A 17346-nucleotide genomic window follows, 5' to 3' on the forward strand; every position below is an offset into this window, starting at 1 on the left:
CGTTGATGACGCCGGCCGTTTCCTCAAAGCGCCGGGCTTGTCGCGCGCGGCAACGGCGCGGGCGCGGCCTGTGCCTTCTGGCTGAGCCAGACACTTCCCAGGATCACCAGCATTCCGGCAATCTGCAACGGGCGCAGGTCCTGCCCGAGCAACGCCCAGCCGAGAACGACGGCCACCAGCGGACTCAGGAAGCCGAGCGGCGAGATCGTCGCCGGGCCGAGCCGCGACAGGCCGCGGAACCAGACGATATAGGTCAGCGCCGCCCCGATCACGCCGAGATAAAGGAAGCCGATGAGGTTATCCGCCGTCGGCACCGGCAGGGCCGGCTCCAGGAGCAACGCCACGGGCACCAGGAGCAGGCCGCCCGCCGTGAGCTGCCAGGCGGTGAAGGTGAGCGGCGGCACCGGCGGCTGCCAATGGCGCGACAGCACCGTGCCGAAGGCCATCGACACCGCGCCTGCAAGACCCGCGAGAACGCCGATCGGGTCGAGGCTTGCCGCCGGCGTCAGCACCAGCAGCGCAACGCCGCCGATGCCGCCCAGGCCGGCGAGCACCGCAAGCGGCCGGACCGCCGTGCCCATCACCGCGCGCGACAATGCGAGCACGATGAGCGGCTGGATCGCACCCACCGTCGCCGCCACGCCGCCCGGCAGGCGATAGGCCGAGACGAAGAGCATGGCCCAGAAGAACGAGAAGTTCAGCGCGCCGAGCAGGAAGCTGCGCGGCCACCAGATCCCGCGCGGCAGTTGGCGCACGATGAGCAGCAGAAGAAGGCCGGCAGGCAGGGCCCGCAGCATGGCGACCGTCAGCGGATAGCCGGCGGGAAGCAGCTCCGTGGTCACGATATAGGTGCTGCCCCAGATGGCGGGGGCGGTTGCCGTCAACAGGATGTCGGAAGCGCGGGACATGAATTTATCTCTAAACAAAGAATCTTGATATCAAGATATATGCGATTATCTTGACGTCAAGATAATTTATCTCTTTAGTCGCGCCATGGATCACGTCGACAGAATTACCGCGCAATGGAACCGCGAACGCCCGGACCTCGACACCGGGCCGATGGGCCTGCTCGGCCGCCTCGCGCGCCTGCGCAATCACCTTGCCCGGGAGACGGAAAAGGTCTTCGCCGGCCACGGCATCAACATGGCGGCCTTCGACGTGCTGGCGACGCTTCGCCGTTCCGGCGCGCCCTACAGGCTGTCCCCGGGCGATCTCCTCGCCACCACCATGGTCAGCTCCGGCACCATGACCAACCGGCTCGACCAGCTGGAAAAGGCGGGCCTCATAGAACGCACGCACAATCCGGAGGATCGGCGTGGCGTGATCATCGCGCTCACGGACAAGGGACTGGCGCTGGTCGATGCGGCGGTCGAAAGCCATGTGCAGAACCAGCACCGGCTGGTCGCCGCGCTGAGCCCCGGCGAACGCGACGCGCTCGACGGCCTGCTTCGGACCTTCCTTGCGAAATTCGAATGATCAGATGCGTCCGACGCGCTTTTCGACGCGCGCGACATGCGCCCTGCGCTTGTCCTCGTCCGCGCGGTCCATGTCGTGGAGATTGACCATGCGGAAATCGAGGCCTTTGGCGCAGAAGGCGGCGATGCCGCGCTTCAGCAGCCGTTTGACGGGGTTGCCCATATAGAGGTTGACGACCCACCAGGGCGAGCCCGTCGTGGTGAAGGCCCAGAACAGGCGGATATGGCCAAGCCGCGGCCGGATGCGCCCGCCGGCCGGATCGTTCTCGAAGGCGACGCCGGGCACGAAGACCCGGTCGAAGAAGCCCTTCAGGATGGCCGGGAAATTGAACCACCATTGCGGAAAGACCAGTATTATCCCGTCCGCCTGCTTCAGGCGCGAGACGAAGGGTTCGGCCTCGGCGGGGTCGTAATCCGGCGCGAAATAGCGCGCCCGCTCGCTTTCGCTCAGCCGCGGATCGAAATCCTCGCGATAGAGGTCCAGCAAGTCCACCGTATGGCCGTTTTTCGTCAGCGTCCTGCGCGCCGTTTCCGCGATGCTTGCGGCGAAACTGTCTTCCAGCGGATGGGCGAGCACGAGCAGGATGCGCATGGCGGCCTCAGAACAGCGTGCCCTGGCGCGGCGCGGGTTTTGCCGCCTCCGTTTCCGGTCTGGCCGGCTTTTTGCGCTGCGGCGCGCCGCCGCCGCCTGAACCCGTAACAGGGCCCGTGACGGCGTCGACCACGCCGTCGGCGAACTCGATGGCGATGGCGCGGCCGGGGCCGAGTTCGCCCGCCCCCTTTACCGGCGCGCCGTCCTCGTCGCGCACCAGCGCATAGCCGCGCTTCAGCACGTTGCGGTAGGAGAGCGATTGCAGCACGCGATCCTGCGCCTGCAGGAGCGCACGGCGGCGCGCCAGATCGCCGGCAAGCGCGCTTTCGCCCCGCAGCGCGAGGCCCTTCAGCCTGTCGCGCGACCGCTCGGTCTGCGTCCTGATGCGGGCGGGTGTCGCCCGCAGGGACACGTCGAAAGCCGAAAGCCGCGCGCGCAGCTGGTCAAGCCGGCGCTCGATCACGCGCTCGGCCCGCAGCAGCCGCTCGCCGACGCGCTGGCGGCGCTCGGCGATGCGTGTCACCAGCATGTCGGGACGCAGATGCGCCGCCACCCGCTCGAAGCTGCGGCGCTTGTTGACGGTGTTCATGTGCAGCCCGCGGCCGAGACCGGCGGCGGCTTCATCGAAGCGGCGGCGCGGCAGGGCCAGAAGCTGGTCGAGCGAGGGCAGCGCGCGGGCAAGCGCGCGCACGCCCTGGCGGCGATTGTCCATCTGGCGCGCCATCGCGCCGCCGAGCCGTGCGGCAAGCGAGGCGATCTCGGCCTGAAGATCGGCCTTCACGGGCACCGCCATTTCCGCCGCCCCCGTGGGGGTGGGCGCGCGGCGGTCGGCGGCGTGGTCGATCAGCGTCCAGTCCGTTTCATGCCCGACGGCGGCGATCAGCGGGATCCGCGAGGCCGCCGCGGCCCTGACGACGATCTCGTCGTTGAAGCTCCAGAGGTCCTCCAGGCTGCCGCCGCCGCGCGCGACGATCAGCACGTCGGGCCGCGCGATCGGCCCGCCGGGGACAAACGCATTGAAGCCCTCGATGGCGGCGGCCACCTCCTGGCCCGATCCCTCGCCCTGCACCTTGACCGGCCAGACCACGACATGAACCGGGAAACGGTCGGCGATGCGGTGCAGGATATCGCGGATGACGGCCCCGGTCGGCGAGGTCACGACGCCGATCACCTTCGGCAGGAAGGGCAGCGGCTTCTTGCGCTCCGCATCGAACAGGCCTTCGGCGGCGAGCTTGCGGCGGCGTTCCTCCAGAAGCGCCATCAGCGCGCCCGCGCCGGCCGGCTCCAGCGTCTCGATGACGATCTGGTATTTCGAGGAGCCCGGGAAGGTGGTGATCTTGCCTGTCGCGATCACCTCCATGCCCTCTTCCGGCTTGAAGCGCAGGCGCGAGAAGCTGCCTTTCCAGACGACGGCGTCGATGCGCGCCCGGTCGTCCTTCAGCGAAAAATAGGCATGCCCCGAGGAATGCGGGCCGCGATAGCCGGAAATCTCGCCGCGCACGCGCACCTGGTCGAAGGCCTGCTCGACCGTGCGCTTGATGGAGCCGGAGAGTTCCGACACCGAATATTCGGCAAGGTTGCTGGGCGAATCATTGTCCGAAAAGAAGCTCATGCCGCCAAGTCTAGTGCGTTTGCCGGCAGATGACAGGCCGGTGCGGGCCGTGTCCCCAGCGCAGTGCCGCTATTGCGGCTTCACCCGGAAGAGCTGCAAGGCGGCGTTCTCGGTTCCCGCGATCGGTTCCAGATAATCCGGCACCCGCCCCTTCAGCAGATCGGCATAGAGGCCTTCGGGTTCGGCCTTGGCGAGGTCGCGGGTCTGGGTGTCGTCGGCGCAGAAGGCGACTAGCGTGACATGCGCCCCGCGCAGGAAAGCCTCGGCCTGGTGCGGGTTGGACAGGCCGATATGCAGTTCCGTCAGCATGCCGCCCTGGTTGCGGTGATAGGGCGCGGAGAGCACCCGGTGCGGCGTGTAGCGCAGGATCTGCACGCCGAGATTGGACGGCCCGGACACGACGCCCGCCGGCTCGTTCGCCAGCGGCGCGATGGAGGCCTGCGCCGTGCAGGCGGCGCGCACCTTCGCGGTGCCGGCAAGCCCGGCCTGCAATTGCTCCTGCGAGCGGCCGGGCAAAAGTGCGCCGGCAAGCGCCCATGTGGCGGGCACGGCGGCCAGCGTCAGGCCGGCAAAGGCGAGGCCGAGCCCGAGGTTTCTCGGATGGGCGTTCGAGGCCCGGCGCAGGTCGGCAATGGCAAGGCCGAGCGGCAGCGCCGACAGCAGGTTGCTGAAGATCGCGCCGCGGATCTGGATGAGCGAGACGGCGAAGGCGACGCCGATCAGCGCCAGCATCGTCAGGTGCCCGCCGACGGCCTCGCCACGGCGGATGCGCCACAGGCAGACGGCAAGCGCAAGCAGGGCCGGCGCGTAATAGGTCCCGATGGAGGCCGGCTCCAGCCGGAACTGCGCGACGGCCGACTGCGCCTCGATGACGCCCGACAGCCAGAAGGTCTTCAGCAGCGGATCGAGCGTATCGAGCGGATTGGCGAGGCAGCCCGGCGCGATGACGAGGACCGCGACGGCGATCACCGCGCCGCCGACAGCGAGGGCGGCGAGCCGGCCGCCGAAGGCCCGGTTGCTGGTGAGGGATGCGACCAGGAACAGCATCGCACCGCCGAAGGTGGCGAGCGCATAGAAGCCGTAGGAGAGGCTGTCGCAGGTCACCTGCGTGTAGCGCGAGGGCGCGACCGTGGCGAAGAAGGCGAGCGTCACCGTCGCCGCCAGCGCCAGCCCGAAGGCGGCCGCCGCCGCACGGAACGCCGGGCCCAGCCAGAGCCAGCGCAGCGCCACGACGAGGCAGACCGCACCGATCAGCGGCGTGGTTTCGGCACCGATGGCGATGGCGAAACCCGCCAGCGCGCCGGCCGCTGCGTGGTCGCGTGCGCGCAGGCCCGGATCGAGCAGCATGGCGGCAATGCCGGCGATAATGGCGAGCTGCACATTGTGGTGATCGATCGAGCCCGGCTGGAAGCGGTTGAGCGCCACGACGAAGATCGTCGTCAGGATCAGCGTCGCATGCATGGCGGCGGCGCCGCCCAGCCGGTGGCCGGCCAATCCCATGAAGAACAGCACCGGCACGACCAGCATGAGCGGCCAGACCGCCAGCGCCAGCGCTTCCGCGCGCGGCTGTTCGGCGAAAAGCGAGAAGAAGCCGATCAGGTTGGCGATGGGCAGGTCGATGAACCGCGACCAGTGCATGAGGGTGCCGCCGTCGAGGCCGAGACGGTATTGCGTCATGTCGAACCAGCCCTGGCCGGCCATGAGGTCGCGCACCATGACGAGGCGCATCGTGTCGTCGTTGTCGGCGCCGACATAGTCGGTGGCAAACGGCAGCGAGATGGCAAGCAGGAGCGCGATGGCGATGGCGGCATAGAGCGCCAGCACGCCTGTCGTCATGCCCTGGCGGCGCGGCGGCGCGGCGGCGGCTGCGAGCGGCAGGGCCGAGGGCGTGGTTTCCGGCATGTCTTGACCCTTTCGTGCAGCGTTCGAAGCCGCCCGAAACCTAGCCTTAACCTTCTCAAGAAATAGTAAAACGGCGCCCGCATGAGGCGGCGTGGACGGGAGACTGCACCCCATGACGGAAGCCCTGATGGAAGACCTCGATATCGCCGTGCTCCTGCCCTGCTACAACGAGGCCCAGACGATCAGCGACGTGGTCGCCGCCTTCCGCGCCACGCTGCCGATGGCCCGCATCTACGTCTACGACAACAATTCCACCGATTCGACCGCGCTGCGGGCCGCCCTTGCCGGCGCGACCGTCGTGCGCGAGCGCCGCCAGGGCAAGGGCAATGTGGTGCGCCGCATGTTCTCCGACATCGAGGCCGACATCTACATCATGGCCGACGGCGACGGCACCTATGCCGCTTCCGATGCGCCCGAACTCATCCGCACGCTCATCACCGAGGGTGCGGACATGGTGGTGGGCACGCGCCGCGGCGTGCGTGCCGATGCCGGCCGCCAGGGCCATGCCTTCGGCAACCGGATCTTCAACACGCTCTACCGTTCGCTGTTCGGCAACGATTTCTCCGACATCTTCTCCGGCTACCGCGCCTTCTCGCGCCGGTTCGCCAAGAGCTTCCCCGCCGTTTCCGGCGGCTTCGAGATCGAGACGGAGATGTCGGTGCATGCCTCGCGGCTGCGCCTGCCCGTGGCCGAGCTGGAGCTGGATTACGGCCGGCGCCCGGACGGCTCGCATTCCAAGCTCTCCACCTTCCGCGACGGCGGAAAGATCCTGTGGATGTTCGCCATGCTGATGAAGGAAACCCGGCCCTTCACCTTCTTCGGCGCGATCAGCGGCGGCTTCCTTCTGGCAAGCTTGGTCTTCATGGCGCCGGTGCTGGTCGCCTATTTCGAGACCGGCCTCGTCGAGCGCATGCCGACCTGGGTCTTCTCGCTCGTGCTGATGCTCATTTCCTTCCTCGTCTTCTCCGCCGGCATGATCCTCGATTCGCTGGCCCGCGCCCGGGCCGAACAGCTGCGCATCCACTACATGAACCTGCCGGCCGGTCAGCATGCCAGAACCGCTCGCACGAAGCCCGAGACGCCCGCCCGTCATATGGCCGCCTGAGAGGGATCGAACAGGACACACGCATGAACAGGGAAACGACAAACCGCATCCGCTTCGTGATCGAGGACGTACTGCCGCCGATCCTGCGCGATTCCGCACTCTTTCGGCAGGCCGCAAGCCTCATCTGGGGCAAGCACATCGCGAAGCTTGCGAAATTCCGCGAGCGCGCGCCCTTCCTCACCGCCGAAGAATATGCCGACCTCTACCGCGAACATCCGCGTGTGCATGCCGGAACCGACAACTCGCAGGCCTGCATCGATCGTATCGTCGCGTCCATTTCCGGCGAGAGTGTCTGCGATGTCGGTTGCGGCACCGGTGCGCTGTTACGCCATATCAAAACGGGCAATCCCGGGCTCAAACGCCTGACCGGCGTGGATTTCGTCATTGATGACGCGGCCGGAATAGCTGGCGTCGAGTATGTCGCCGCGATGATCGAGAAGCTGCCCTTCGCGGACGGCGAATTCGATACCGTCGTATGCACCCATGTTATCGAGCACGTTCTGGAATACCGTCAGGCGATAGCCGAACTGCGCCGCATCGCTCGCAGGCGCCTGATCATCGTGGTGCCGCGCGAGCGCGAGTACCGCTACAGCTTCAACCCGCATTTCAACTTCTTCCCCTACACCCACTCCTTCCTGCGGGCCGTGCATCCCGTTCCCGCACGCCACGTCTGCGTCGATATCGGCCGTGACATCTTCTACATGGAAGAGCGGACGGAGCCGGTCGCGTGACGCCGGGCGGTTACAGCCCCACCATCTGGGCGGGCCTGCTCGGCACACCGCTCCTGATCGCTGTGGGGCAGGTGCTCTTCAAGCTGACGAGTGAAACCACCGGCGAATTCGGTGCGCGGGGTATTACAGCCTTGCTGTTCAATCCCTTGCTTCTGGCGGCACTGGCAATCTACGGCACAGGCACGATTATCTGGATTTTCGTATTGAAAGCGGTGCCGCTCACGATCGGCTATTCCTTCATGGCACTCACATTCTGCTTCGTGCCCCTGCTTGCAAGCCTCTTCCTTGGCGAAGCGTTGACGTTGCGTTACGCCATCGGCGCCGTCCTGATCATTGGTGGAATGCTCGTCATCAACGGCTGACTTGCGTCTCGAAATGAGCCCGCGTCTGCGCATCCGCGGGGAAGAAGCTCTCGATGAGCACGCCCTGCACGAGCGCATCCTGCGCGGAGCCGAAGGAGGTGAGCGTGGTGATCCAGTTGAAGCGCTTCGCGCCGATCCGCATCTCGATCGGCAGCACGGGAAGCCGTTCGGTGGCGGGAAAATCGTCAAGTGCGGCCCGGACATCGTCTGCTGCCGCCAGCCGCTCGATGCGTTTGACGAGCGGGCTGCGCGGCCCCTGGAGACGGGCTTCCGCGCGGATGCGGTTGACGAGGTCGGCGGCCGAGCGCGGCCAGTTCACGACGATGGAGCGCAGCGGCGTGGGGCCGAGATAGGCATCGAGAAAATTGTCGCCGGGCGAAACGGCAATCCCCGCCATGCCGGCAAGGCCCATGAAGGCCTGGTTGGCCGTCAGCACGTTGTATTCGTGGTCGAACACCACGCCCGGATAGGGATCGTGCCGGTCCAGGATGAGGCCGATCGCCTCGACCACCGCCGCCGGAAGAGCGGCAAGGCTGGCGGACGGCGTCGTGGCGAAGCGCGGCCGGAAGCCGGCGGCGGAAAACAGCGCGCCCTGGTCGCGCGCGGGAATGTCGAGCACGGCCGAAAGCCGCAGGATCATGCCTTCCGACGGGCGCGAGCGGCCGGTTTCCAGAAAGGACAGATGGCGCGCCGAAATGCCCGCCTCGCTTGCCAGCGCCAGCTGGCTCATGCGGCGGTGGCCGCGCCATTCCCTGAGATGGTCGCCGAATTCCATGCTTTCCTCCAGACCGGCGCGCAGTAAACAGGAGGTGGCGCGTGATTTCCATTACCTCCGAGGTAATTGGTTTGCTGCACCATGGCCGGCAGGATGGCGCCATCGACAACGAAGGAGCCCATCATGTTCGCCGCCCTCAACCGCAATCTCCTGCAATCCGTCCTCCTCGCCGACGGCGTCTTCTCGCTGGCCGTCGCGGCCCTGTTCTTCGCGATACCAGGCCCGGTCGGAGCACTCGTCGGACCGTTCGCCACGCCCGCGCTCGTCAACGGACTGGCGGCCTTCTTCCTGCTGTGGGGCCTGTTCCACCTCATGCTCGGGCGGCAGGTGCCGCCTTCGGCCGCCGCGGTCCGCCTGGCCATCGCCGGCGACGGGCTTTGGGTCATCGGCAGCATCGCCGTCCTCGTCGCCGGCCGCGACGGCCTCACGCTCACGGGCATCGCCCTCGTTGCCGTGGCCGCCGTCGCGGTTGCGGAGATCCTGCTTCTCAAGCAGATCGGCCTTATCAGGCAGCAGCGCGCCGCCGTGGCCTGAAGGCGATGCGGATGAAGGGGAAACAGAAAACATCTCCCCTTCATCCCGCCGATTCCCCTTGCGCAAAAAATGCATTACCGTCGCGCCCGAATGAAAATGGGGAGCCCTTCATGCGCGTTATCTTTTCCGAGGACCACAAGCTCAGGAACGCCCGCAGCGAACTTCACGGCGGCGAGCTGGTGGCGCCGTTCGAGGCGCCGTTCCGGGCGGAATGGATCCTCGCGGCCGTCAAGGACGGCGGTTTCACCGATATCGCCGCCCCTGACGACTATGGTCTCGAAACCGCGCTGAAGGTGCATGACGCCGGCTACCTGTCCTTCCTCGAAACCGCCTGGGACCAGTGGAAGGCGGCCGGCTACCGGGGCGAGGCCATCGCAACTTCCTTCCCCGTGCGCCGCACCTCGCCGCGCATTCCCACCCAGATCGACGGCCTGCTCGGCTACTACTGCAACGCCGCCGAGACGGCGATCTCGCCGGGCACCTGGGAGGCGGCGCTCTCCTCCATGCGCACCGCGCTGACGGCCACCGATATCCTTGCCTCCGGCGCGAAGGCCGCCTTCGCGCTCTGCCGCCCGCCGGGCCACCATGCCGGCATCGATTCGTTCGGCGGCTACTGCTTCATCAACAATGCGGCCGTCGCCGCCCAGCGGCTACTCGACAAGGGCGCGAAGAAGGTGGCCGTTCTCGATGTCGATTTCCACCACGGCAACGGCACGCAGGATATCTTCTATGAGCGCGGAGACGTCTATTTCGCCTCGCTGCACGGCGACCCGGCGGAAGCCTTCCCGCATTTCCTCGGCTATGCGGAGGAGACGGGAAAGGACGCGGGCGAAGGCACCACGCAGAACTATCCGCTGCCGCCGGGCACGCCCTATGCCGTGTGGGAGCAGGCGCTGCACGACGCGCTGAAGCGCATTTCCGCCTTCGGCGCGGAGGCGATCGTGCTGTCGCTGGGCGTCGATACCTTCGAGAAGGACCCGATCTCCTTCTTCAAGCTCACGTCGCCGGATTACGTGACGATGGGCCGGGCGGTCGCCGCCAGCGGCGTGCCCGTCGTCACCATCATGGAAGGCGGTTACGGCGTGCCGGAAATCGGCCTCAACGTCGCCAACACGCTGAAGGGCATCGCCGGCTGATCGGCCGGCGCAGGCACAAACCGGCCCCGATGCGGGGCCGGCCTATGTCTTCAGGCGGTAGCGCACATAGCCGTCGGCCGGGGCATAGCTGTCGTAGAGCCTGCGGGCGCGGGCATTGTCGCCGTTGGTGTGCCAGTAGATGCCGCGCCAGCCGTGGCGTTTCGCAAGCGCGATGAGATCGTCCACCAGCGCCCGGCCGATGCCCTTGCCGCGCACCGTCTCGTCGACATAGAGGTCTTCGAGATAGCCTTCCGGCGCGATGTCCCAGGTGCAGTCGTGATAGTGGTGGATGGCGAAGCCCACGAGCCGGCCATCCTGCTCGGCAATGCGCATGGTGACGCGCGAGGAGGGATCGAGGATGCGGGCCCAGGTGAAGGCCGTCACCTCCTCCGGCACGTCGGCCGCATAGAAGGTGAGGTAGCCGGCCCAGAGCGCCCGCCACGCCGCCTCGTCCCCCGCCACCGCGTCGCGGATCGTCAGGCCGGCGGTCACGCCCCTGCCCTGTCGAGCAGCGCGACCTGATCGGCCGACAGCGAAAGCGATGCCGCCTTGGTGAGGCTCGCCAGCTGCGAAAGGCTGGTGGCGCTGGCAATCGGTGCGGTCACGGCCGGTTTCGCCATCAGCCAGGCGAGCGCGATTTCGGCGGGCTTCGCGCCGGTCTCGGCGCCCACCTGGTCGAGGGCGGCGAGGATGCGCTGGCCCTTGTCGTCGAGGTAACGCTGCACGGCCTCGCCGCGCGCCGTGCCTTCCGTGTCCGCCTTGCTGCGGTACTTGCCGGTCAGGAAGCCGGACGCGAGGCTGAAATAGGTGATGACGCCGATATCCTCCTTGCGGCAGAGATCGGCGAGCGCGCCTTCGAAACCGTCGCGGTCGTAAAGATTGTATTCCGGCTGCAGCACCCCGTAGCGCGGCAGGCCCGCCTTGTCGGCGGCGTCGAACGAGGCCTGCAGCTGGTTCGCATCGAGGTTGGAGGCGCCGAAGGCACGCACCTTGCCGGCGGCGACGAGGCTCGCATGCGCTTCCAGCGTCTCCTCGTAAGGCGTCGCGTCGTCCGGCCAGTGCGAGAGATAGAGGTCGATATGGTCGGTCTGAAGCCGCTTCAGCGAGGCCTCGACTTCCTCGAGGATCCACGACTTGCGCAGGTCGCGCCGGCCCTGGCCCATATCGGAGCCGACCTTGGTGATGATCACCACCTTGTCGCGCGCCACGCCCGTGCGCTTCAGCCACTTGCCGATGATCGTCTCGGACTCGCCGCCCTTGTTGCCCGGCACCCAGCTCGAATAGACGTCGGCCGTGTCGATGGCGTTGAAGCCGGCATCCGTGAAGGCGTCCAGGAGGTCGAACGAGGTCTTCTCGTCGGCCGTCCAGCCGAAGACATTGCCGCCGAAAACCAGCGGTGCGATGGACAGGCCGGTCTTGCCGAGGGGTCGAAACTGCATGGGATCCTCCAGGGTTCGTGCGCAAATCGCTGCGGCGAACATAGGACGCCGCGCGGGGCTTTGCACGCGGCGCGGCGGATTTTTCCGAACTTGCAGGCGGAAGGCGGCGCGACTAGTCTCTCGCCGCAATCAGGGAGTGACATCATGCTGCGTTTCGGAATCCTGTCGACGGCCAAGATCGGCCGCGAACTCGTCGTGCCCGCCATCCAGGACGCGGAGAACTGCGTCGTCACCGCCATCGCAAGCCGCGACCTTTCCAAGGCCCGTGCCATGGCCGACCGCTTCTCCGTGCCGCATGCCTTCGGCTCCTACGAGGAGATGCTGGCCTCCGACACGATCGACGCCGTCTATATCCCGCTGCCGACGGCGCAGCATGTCGAGTGGTCGATCAAGGCGGCGGATGCCGGCAAGCACGTGCTGTGCGAAAAGCCGATCGCGCTTCACGCCGGCGAGATCGACGCGCTGATCGCCGCGCGCGACCGCAACAAGGTGCTGATCTCCGAAGCCTACATGGTCACCTACAGCCCGGTCTGGCGCAAGGTGCGCGCGCTCTTGTCGGAAGGCGCCATCGGCCGCCTGCGCCATGTCCAGGGCGCCTTCACCTATTTCAACCGCGATCCCGGCAACATGCGCAACGTGCCGGCACTCGGCGGCGGCGGCCTGCCCGATATCGGCGTCTATCCGACGATCACCACCCGCTTCGTCACCGGCAAGGAGCCGGTCCGCGTGCAGGCCACGACCGACCGCGACCCGGAATTCGGCACGGACATCTATTCGAGCGTGCGCGCCGATTTCGGCGATTTCGAACTGTCCTTCTACGTCTCCACCCAGCTTGCCCAGCGCCAGGTCATGGCGTTCCACGGCGACAAGGGTTTCATCGAGGTCAAATCGCCGTTCAACGCCGACCGCTACGGCGCCGAGGAACTGGAACTGACCAACCAGAATCACGCCGAAAGCCAGATCTTCCGCTTCCAGGATGCCCGCCAGTACCGCCGCGAGGTCGAAGCCTTCAGCAAGGCGGCGCGCGGCGAAAACGAGGAGATCGTGCCGCTGGAAAGCTCGGTCAACAACCAGAAGCTCATCGACGCCATCTACCGCGCCAGCGAAAAGGACGGCTGGGAGGCGGTCTGACCCGCCCGCCCCGCCATCAAGGGAAGGCGCCGCAAGGCCAGGCGGGATCGAAACGGCATAAAAAGGGAGGCATCGCCTCCCTTTTCCGTTCTACTCGTCGCCCATCTTCAGCGCCGCGATGAAGGCTTCCTGGGGGATCTCCACCTTGCCGAACTGGCGCATGCGCTTCTTGCCGGCCTTCTGCTTGTCGAGCAGCTTGCGCTTGCGGGTGGCGTCGCCGCCGTAGCACTTGGCGGTCACGTCCTTGCGCAGCGCCGAGATGGTCTCGCGGGCGATCACGTTGCCGCCGATGGCGGCCTGGATCGGGATCTTGAACATGTGCTTGGGGATCAGCTCCTTGAGCTTCTCGCACATGTCGCGGCCGCGCTTTTCGGCGGCCATGCGGTGCACCATCATCGAGAGCGCATCGACCGGCTCGCCGTTGACCAGGATCGACATCTTCACCAGATGGCCTTCCTTGTGGTCGGTGATCTGGTAGTCGAAGGAGGCGTAGCCCTTGGAGATCGACTTCAGGCGGTCGTAGAAGTCGAAGACGACTTCGTTGAGCGGCAGGTCATAGGTCAGCATGGCGCGCGTGCCGACATAGGTCAGCTCGATCTGGATGCCGCGGCGGTCCTGGCAGAGCTTCAGGATGCCGCCGAGATAATCGTCGGGCGTGAGGATCGTGGCGCGGATCCACGGCTCGTGGATTTCCGAAATCTTCACGACGTCGGGCATGTCGGCCGGGTTGTGCAGCTCGCGCATCGTGCCGTCAGTCATGTAGAGCTGGTAGACGACCGAAGGCGCCGTCGCGATCAGGTCGAGGTCGAACTCGCGCTCCAGGCGCTCCTGGATGATCTCGAGGTGAAGCAGGCCGAGGAAGCCGCAGCGGAAGCCGAAGCCCAGCGCCGCCGACGATTCCATCTCGAAGGAGAAGGAGGCGTCGTTGAGCCGCAGCTTGCCCATCGCCGAGCGCAGGTCCTCGAAATCGGCCGCATCGACCGGGAAGAGGCCGCAGAACACCACCGGCTGGGCCGGCTTGAAGCCCGGCAGGGCCTTGGCCGTCGGGCGCTTGTCCTCGGTGATCGTGTCGCCGACGCGCGTATCGGCCACTTCCTTGATGGAGGCGGTGATGAAGCCGATCTCGCCCGGGCCGAGGCTGTCCATCGCCACCATCTTGGGCGTGAGCACGCCGACGCGCTCGACGGTGTATTTCGCGTCCGTGCCCATCATGCGGATCGTCTGGCCCTTGGTCAGCCGGCCCTCGATGACGCGCACGAGAACCATGACGCCGAGATAGGTGTCGTACCAGCTGTCGACCAGGAGCGCCTTCAGGGGCGCCTTGTCGCCGCCTTCGCTCTTGGGCGCGGGCAGGCGCTTGACGATGGCTTCCAGCACGTCGGGAATGCCGAGGCCCGTCTTGGCCGAGATCAGCACGGCCTCCGACGCGTCGATGCCGATGACTTCCTCGATCTGTTCCTTGATGCGCTCGGGCTCGGCGGCCGGCAGGTCGATCTTGTTGAGCACGGTCACGAGCTCGTGGTTGTTGTCGATCGCCTGGTAGACATTGGCGAGCGTCTGGGCTTCCACGCCCTGCGAGGCGTCGACGACCAGCAGCGAACCCTCGCAGGCCGACAGCGAGCGAGAGACTTCGTAGGCGAAGTCGACGTGGCCGGGCGTGTCGATGAGGTTCAGGACATAGGTCTCGCCGTCATTGGCCTTGTAGTGCAGGCGCACGGTCTGGGCCTTGATGGTGATGCCGCGCTCGCGCTCGATATCCATGTTGTCGAGGACCTGCTCCGACATCTCGCGTTCGGCAAGGCCGCCGGTCGACTGGATCAGCCGGTCGGCGAGGGTCGACTTGCCGTGGTCGATATGGGCCACGATCGAGAAGTTGCGGATATGGTCGAGGGGCGTGGAGGAATTGGTGCTCATGCGCGCCATATAGCAGCGCGCACGGATGGCGAAAAGCGGTAAATGAAGGGTTTCCGAACGGCAAGCGCCGCTATTCCGGGGCTTTGTCGCCTTCCACCAGCGCGCCGGCATTGGGCACCTGCGCGCTTCTGATCTCGAAACCCTCGCGCGCCTGCGTCGGCACGGTCTCGCGCAGCCGCAGGCGCTGCGCCACGAAGGCGATATAGGCGAGCGCGACGGCGATCACCGCATAGATGAAGGTCTGCGGCCCGAAGCTCGGCGTGAGCGCCGTCACGGCGAGCGGAACGAGCGTCGCGGAGACCGACCAGGCCACCAGCAGCGTGGAGGCGAGCGGCACGAAATCGTCGGGGTCCGTGCGGTCGTTGGCGTGGGCGTTTGCGATGGAATAGACGCTCTCCACCGCCCCCGCCCACAGCGCGAAGACCAGCATCAGCACGAAAAGCGCCTGGAAGGACACGAACAGCGCGGCGACGGCCGCCCCCGTGATGAGCAGGCAGGTGACGATCAGCACGACGCGGCGGTCGATGCGGTCCGAAAGCGTGCCGAGCGGATATTGCACGAATATGAGGCCGAACTGCATGACGAGCATGAGCAGCGCCACGTCCTGCTGCCCGACCTTGTTGGTCGCGGCATAGATCGGCGTAAAGCCCTGCACGACCATGGAGAGCCCGCCGGCGGCGAGAACGCCGATCAGCGCGACGGGCGAATTGCGCCAGGCCATGGCGAAATCGACGCTGACGCGGGCGGGGGCCGGCGGTGTCGGCAGGCGGGTCAGGCCGATCGGCAGGATGGCGAGCGTGGTGACGAAGATGGTGAAGAGCGGCGCGAGATTGCCGTCGGCCGGCATGCGGCCGAACAGCCAGGCCCCGACGCCGAGCCCCAGCACATAGGCCATGTAGAAAAACGACATGGCCTTGCCGCGCCAGCGGTTGTCGGCCGCGTGGTTCAGCCAGCTCTGGGCGATGATGAAATTGGCATTGCCCGCCACGCCGTAAATGCCGCGCGCCACGATCCACAGGATGGGATGGACGCCGAGCGCGATGAGGAAGGCGGCGATGAGCACCAGCGCCATGGAACAGGAAAAGGCCCGCGCATGGCCGACGCGGCGAATGACGGGCCCGGCCAGGATGCAGCCGAGCAGGCCGCCGAAGGCGATTGCCGTGACGGCGGCGCCCGGCGTCCAGGACGGTGCGTCGGCGCGCGACAGCACATAGGGCACATAGGCGAGCATGATGCCGTTGCCGATCGCGACGAGCGTCATCGAGACGACGATGGCCGTGATGGAAAAGAGCGACGATGCCCGCTGTGTCCCGTCCGTCATATGCGCCGCCCCTCCATTGCCCTCAAGGCAACTTAGCGCCGCTGATCATGTCGCATTGTCGCCTTAGCGCCATGGCGGAGAATTATTTCGGGATGGGTTGATGCCGGTTGACTCCATTATGCGGGAAGATTATTCCACGATAATGGAAAACGCAAACGATCCCCTGGAAAGCGCCATCGGCGAGCGGCTGCGGCTGCTGCGCGGCGCGCGCGCCATGACGCTGGACGATCTCGCCGGCGCCTCGGGCGTCAGCCGGGCGATGATCTCGCGCATCGAGCGCGGCGAGGCGAGCCCGACGGCACAGCTTCTGTCACGGCTGTGCGCCGCGCTCGATCTGACGCTTTCGGCCTTCTTCGCCTTTTCCGAAGGCACGGACGATCCCGTCTCGCGGCACGAGGCTCAGACGGTCTGGCGCGATCCCGAGACGGGCTATCAGCGCCGCGCCGTCTCGCCGCAGGGCACCCCGTCGCGCGTCGAGGTCATCGACGTGACGTTCCCGGCCGGCGCGCGCCTCGCCTATCCGCCGGAAACGGCAAAGGCCGGCATGACGCAGCATGTCTGGCTGTTTTCCGGCAGCCTGCGCATGACGGTCGGCGAGGCCGTGCATGATCTTCGCCCCGGCGATTGCCTCTATATGAGCATCACCGAGGGCCATGTCTTCGAAAACCCCGGCGACACGCCGGCCCATTACGCCGTGGTGCTGGACCGCGGCCGATCTTGAGGAACCGATGAGCGATATCAGAAGGCTCGATCCTGCCGAAGCGCAAGCCCGAATCGGCGAACTCTGCGATGTCCTGGCCGATTGCGTGACGGGCGGCGCCTCCGTCGGCTTCATGGCGCCCTATGGGTCCGCCGATGCCGTGCCGTTCTGGCAGGGCGTGATCGCGGCGGTCGCCGAGGAGGCGACGCTGCTTTTCGTGGCGGAACGCGACGGCCGCATCGTCGGCACGGTGCAGGTCGGTATCCGCCAGATGCCGAACCAGCCGCACCGGGCGGATGTGAAGAAGCTGCTGGTGCTGGAAAGCGAACGCGGCCGCGGGCTTGCCCGTGCGCTGATGACGGCGGCGGAGGCCGAAGCGGCGCAATACGGCAAGACGGTTCTGGTGCTCGACACCGCGACCGGCAGCCCCGCCGAGACGGTCTACGAGCGCCTCGGCTGGCAGCGCGCCGGCGTCATTCCCGACTACGCGCTCTATCCCGACGGCCGCTACTGCGCGACGACGTTCTTCTACAAGCGCATCGGGGCAACGGCGTAGCTCTTGGGGTCGAGAACGGGAACAGCAAAGAAATTAGCTGGCTAACGAAGAGCCTGGCAGC

The 17346-nt window shown here is 66.7% G+C and carries 18 protein-coding genes; 9 read left to right on the forward strand and 9 right to left on the reverse strand.

From position 1 onward, the window contains the following. Positions 1-23: 23 nt before the first annotated feature. Positions 24-908, reverse strand: a complete 885-nt coding sequence (locus tag GR158_RS05520) for an EamA family transporter (RefSeq protein ID WP_160870263.1) — start codon at positions 906-908, stop codon at positions 24-26. An 85-nt stretch (positions 909-993) separates the two neighbouring features. On the opposite strand from GR158_RS05520, the gene GR158_RS05525 reads away from it, so the two are divergent. After that, the gene (locus GR158_RS05525; RefSeq protein ID WP_160870264.1) at positions 994-1476 is read left to right on the forward strand and encodes a MarR family winged helix-turn-helix transcriptional regulator; all 483 of its coding nucleotides are present in this window, start codon (positions 994-996) and stop codon (positions 1474-1476) included. On the opposite strand, the gene GR158_RS05530 is transcribed toward GR158_RS05525, so the two are convergent. From GR158_RS05530 to GR158_RS05540, 3 genes are all read right to left on the reverse strand, one after another. Further along, positions 1477-2067: an NAD(P)H-dependent oxidoreductase gene (locus tag GR158_RS05530; protein ID WP_160870265.1), complete on the reverse strand. Its 591-nt coding sequence runs from the start codon at positions 2065-2067 to the stop codon at positions 1477-1479. It lies immediately after the preceding gene. Between the two features lie 7 nt (positions 2068-2074). After that, positions 2075-3679 (reverse strand): exodeoxyribonuclease VII large subunit, encoded by a 1605-nt coding sequence (xseA, locus tag GR158_RS05535; RefSeq protein ID WP_160870266.1) that lies wholly within the window; start codon positions 3677-3679, stop codon positions 2075-2077. A 69-nt stretch (positions 3680-3748) separates the two neighbouring features. Next, entirely contained in the window at positions 3749-5581 is a 1833-nt protein-coding gene (locus tag GR158_RS05540; RefSeq protein ID WP_160870267.1) for a hypothetical protein, read from the reverse strand. Between the two features lie 112 nt (positions 5582-5693). On the opposite strand from GR158_RS05540, the gene GR158_RS05545 reads away from it, so the two are divergent. From GR158_RS05545 to GR158_RS05555, 3 genes are read left to right on the forward strand one after another with little or no spacing between them, the layout of a single operon-like run. Beyond that, positions 5694-6686, forward strand: coding sequence for a glycosyltransferase (locus GR158_RS05545; protein WP_160870268.1), 993 nt, complete (start codon positions 5694-5696; stop codon positions 6684-6686). Positions 6687-6709: 23 nt separating this feature from the next. Then, positions 6710-7417, forward strand: coding sequence for a class I SAM-dependent methyltransferase (locus GR158_RS05550; protein WP_160870269.1), 708 nt, complete (start codon positions 6710-6712; stop codon positions 7415-7417). Then, the gene (locus tag GR158_RS05555; RefSeq protein WP_160870270.1) at positions 7414-7779 is read left to right on the forward strand and encodes a transporter; all 366 of its coding nucleotides are present in this window, start codon (positions 7414-7416) and stop codon (positions 7777-7779) included. The genes GR158_RS05550 and GR158_RS05555 overlap by 4 nt, the downstream gene beginning before the upstream one ends. On the opposite strand, the gene GR158_RS05560 is transcribed toward GR158_RS05555, so the two are convergent. Beyond that, positions 7769-8554, reverse strand: coding sequence for a helix-turn-helix domain-containing protein (locus tag GR158_RS05560; RefSeq protein ID WP_160870271.1), 786 nt, complete (start codon positions 8552-8554; stop codon positions 7769-7771). The genes GR158_RS05555 and GR158_RS05560 overlap by 11 nt on opposite strands. A 123-nt stretch (positions 8555-8677) precedes the next feature. Between GR158_RS05560 and GR158_RS05565 the strand changes: the two genes are divergently transcribed. Beyond that, the gene (locus GR158_RS05565; RefSeq protein ID WP_160870272.1) at positions 8678-9088 is read left to right on the forward strand and encodes a hypothetical protein; all 411 of its coding nucleotides are present in this window, start codon (positions 8678-8680) and stop codon (positions 9086-9088) included. A gap of 110 nt (positions 9089-9198) precedes the next feature. Then, positions 9199-10224 (forward strand): histone deacetylase family protein, encoded by a 1026-nt coding sequence (locus GR158_RS05570; RefSeq protein WP_160870273.1) that lies wholly within the window; start codon positions 9199-9201, stop codon positions 10222-10224. Between the two features lie 42 nt (positions 10225-10266). Here the strand turns inward: GR158_RS05570 and GR158_RS05575 are convergent, their stop codons facing one another. Together GR158_RS05575 and GR158_RS05580 are read right to left on the reverse strand one after the other, a co-directional pair. Continuing rightward, positions 10267-10716 (reverse strand): N-acetyltransferase family protein, encoded by a 450-nt coding sequence (locus GR158_RS05575; protein WP_371731617.1) that lies wholly within the window; start codon positions 10714-10716, stop codon positions 10267-10269. Continuing rightward, positions 10713-11663: an aldo/keto reductase gene (locus GR158_RS05580; RefSeq protein ID WP_160870274.1), complete on the reverse strand. Its 951-nt coding sequence runs from the start codon at positions 11661-11663 to the stop codon at positions 10713-10715. The genes GR158_RS05575 and GR158_RS05580 overlap by 4 nt, the downstream gene beginning before the upstream one ends. 144 nt (positions 11664-11807) lie before the next feature. Between GR158_RS05580 and GR158_RS05585 the strand changes: the two genes are divergently transcribed. Next, positions 11808-12794 carry a Gfo/Idh/MocA family protein gene (locus GR158_RS05585; protein WP_160870275.1) on the forward strand — a complete coding sequence of 329 codons (987 nt, stop codon included), beginning with the start codon at positions 11808-11810 and terminating at the stop codon, positions 12792-12794. A gap of 90 nt (positions 12795-12884) precedes the next feature. On the opposite strand, the gene lepA is transcribed toward GR158_RS05585, so the two are convergent. Together lepA and GR158_RS05595 are read right to left on the reverse strand one after the other, a co-directional pair. Beyond that, positions 12885-14717 carry a translation elongation factor 4 gene (gene lepA / locus GR158_RS05590; protein ID WP_134648202.1) on the reverse strand — a complete coding sequence of 611 codons (1833 nt, stop codon included), beginning with the start codon at positions 14715-14717 and terminating at the stop codon, positions 12885-12887. 61 nt (positions 14718-14778) lie between these two features. Next, positions 14779-16029, reverse strand: coding sequence for an MFS transporter (locus GR158_RS05595; protein ID WP_160870276.1), 1251 nt, complete (start codon positions 16027-16029; stop codon positions 14779-14781). Between the two features lie 142 nt (positions 16030-16171). Here GR158_RS05595 and GR158_RS05600 point away from each other — a divergent pair, with 142 nt between their 5' ends. Together GR158_RS05600 and GR158_RS05605 are read left to right on the forward strand one after the other, a co-directional pair. Beyond that, on the forward strand, positions 16172-16750 hold the full coding sequence (locus GR158_RS05600) for a helix-turn-helix domain-containing protein (protein ID WP_160870277.1): 579 nt from the start codon (positions 16172-16174) through the stop codon (positions 16748-16750). 7 nt (positions 16751-16757) lie between these two features. Beyond that, the gene (locus GR158_RS05605) at positions 16758-17285 is read left to right on the forward strand and encodes a GNAT family N-acetyltransferase (RefSeq protein WP_160870278.1); all 528 of its coding nucleotides are present in this window, start codon (positions 16758-16760) and stop codon (positions 17283-17285) included. The last annotated feature ends 61 nt before the right edge of the window (positions 17286-17346 follow it).

Source organism: Shinella sp. AETb1-6, from assembly GCF_009826875.1.
GTDB classification, from domain to species: Bacteria; Pseudomonadota; Alphaproteobacteria; order Rhizobiales; family Rhizobiaceae; genus Shinella; species Shinella sumterensis.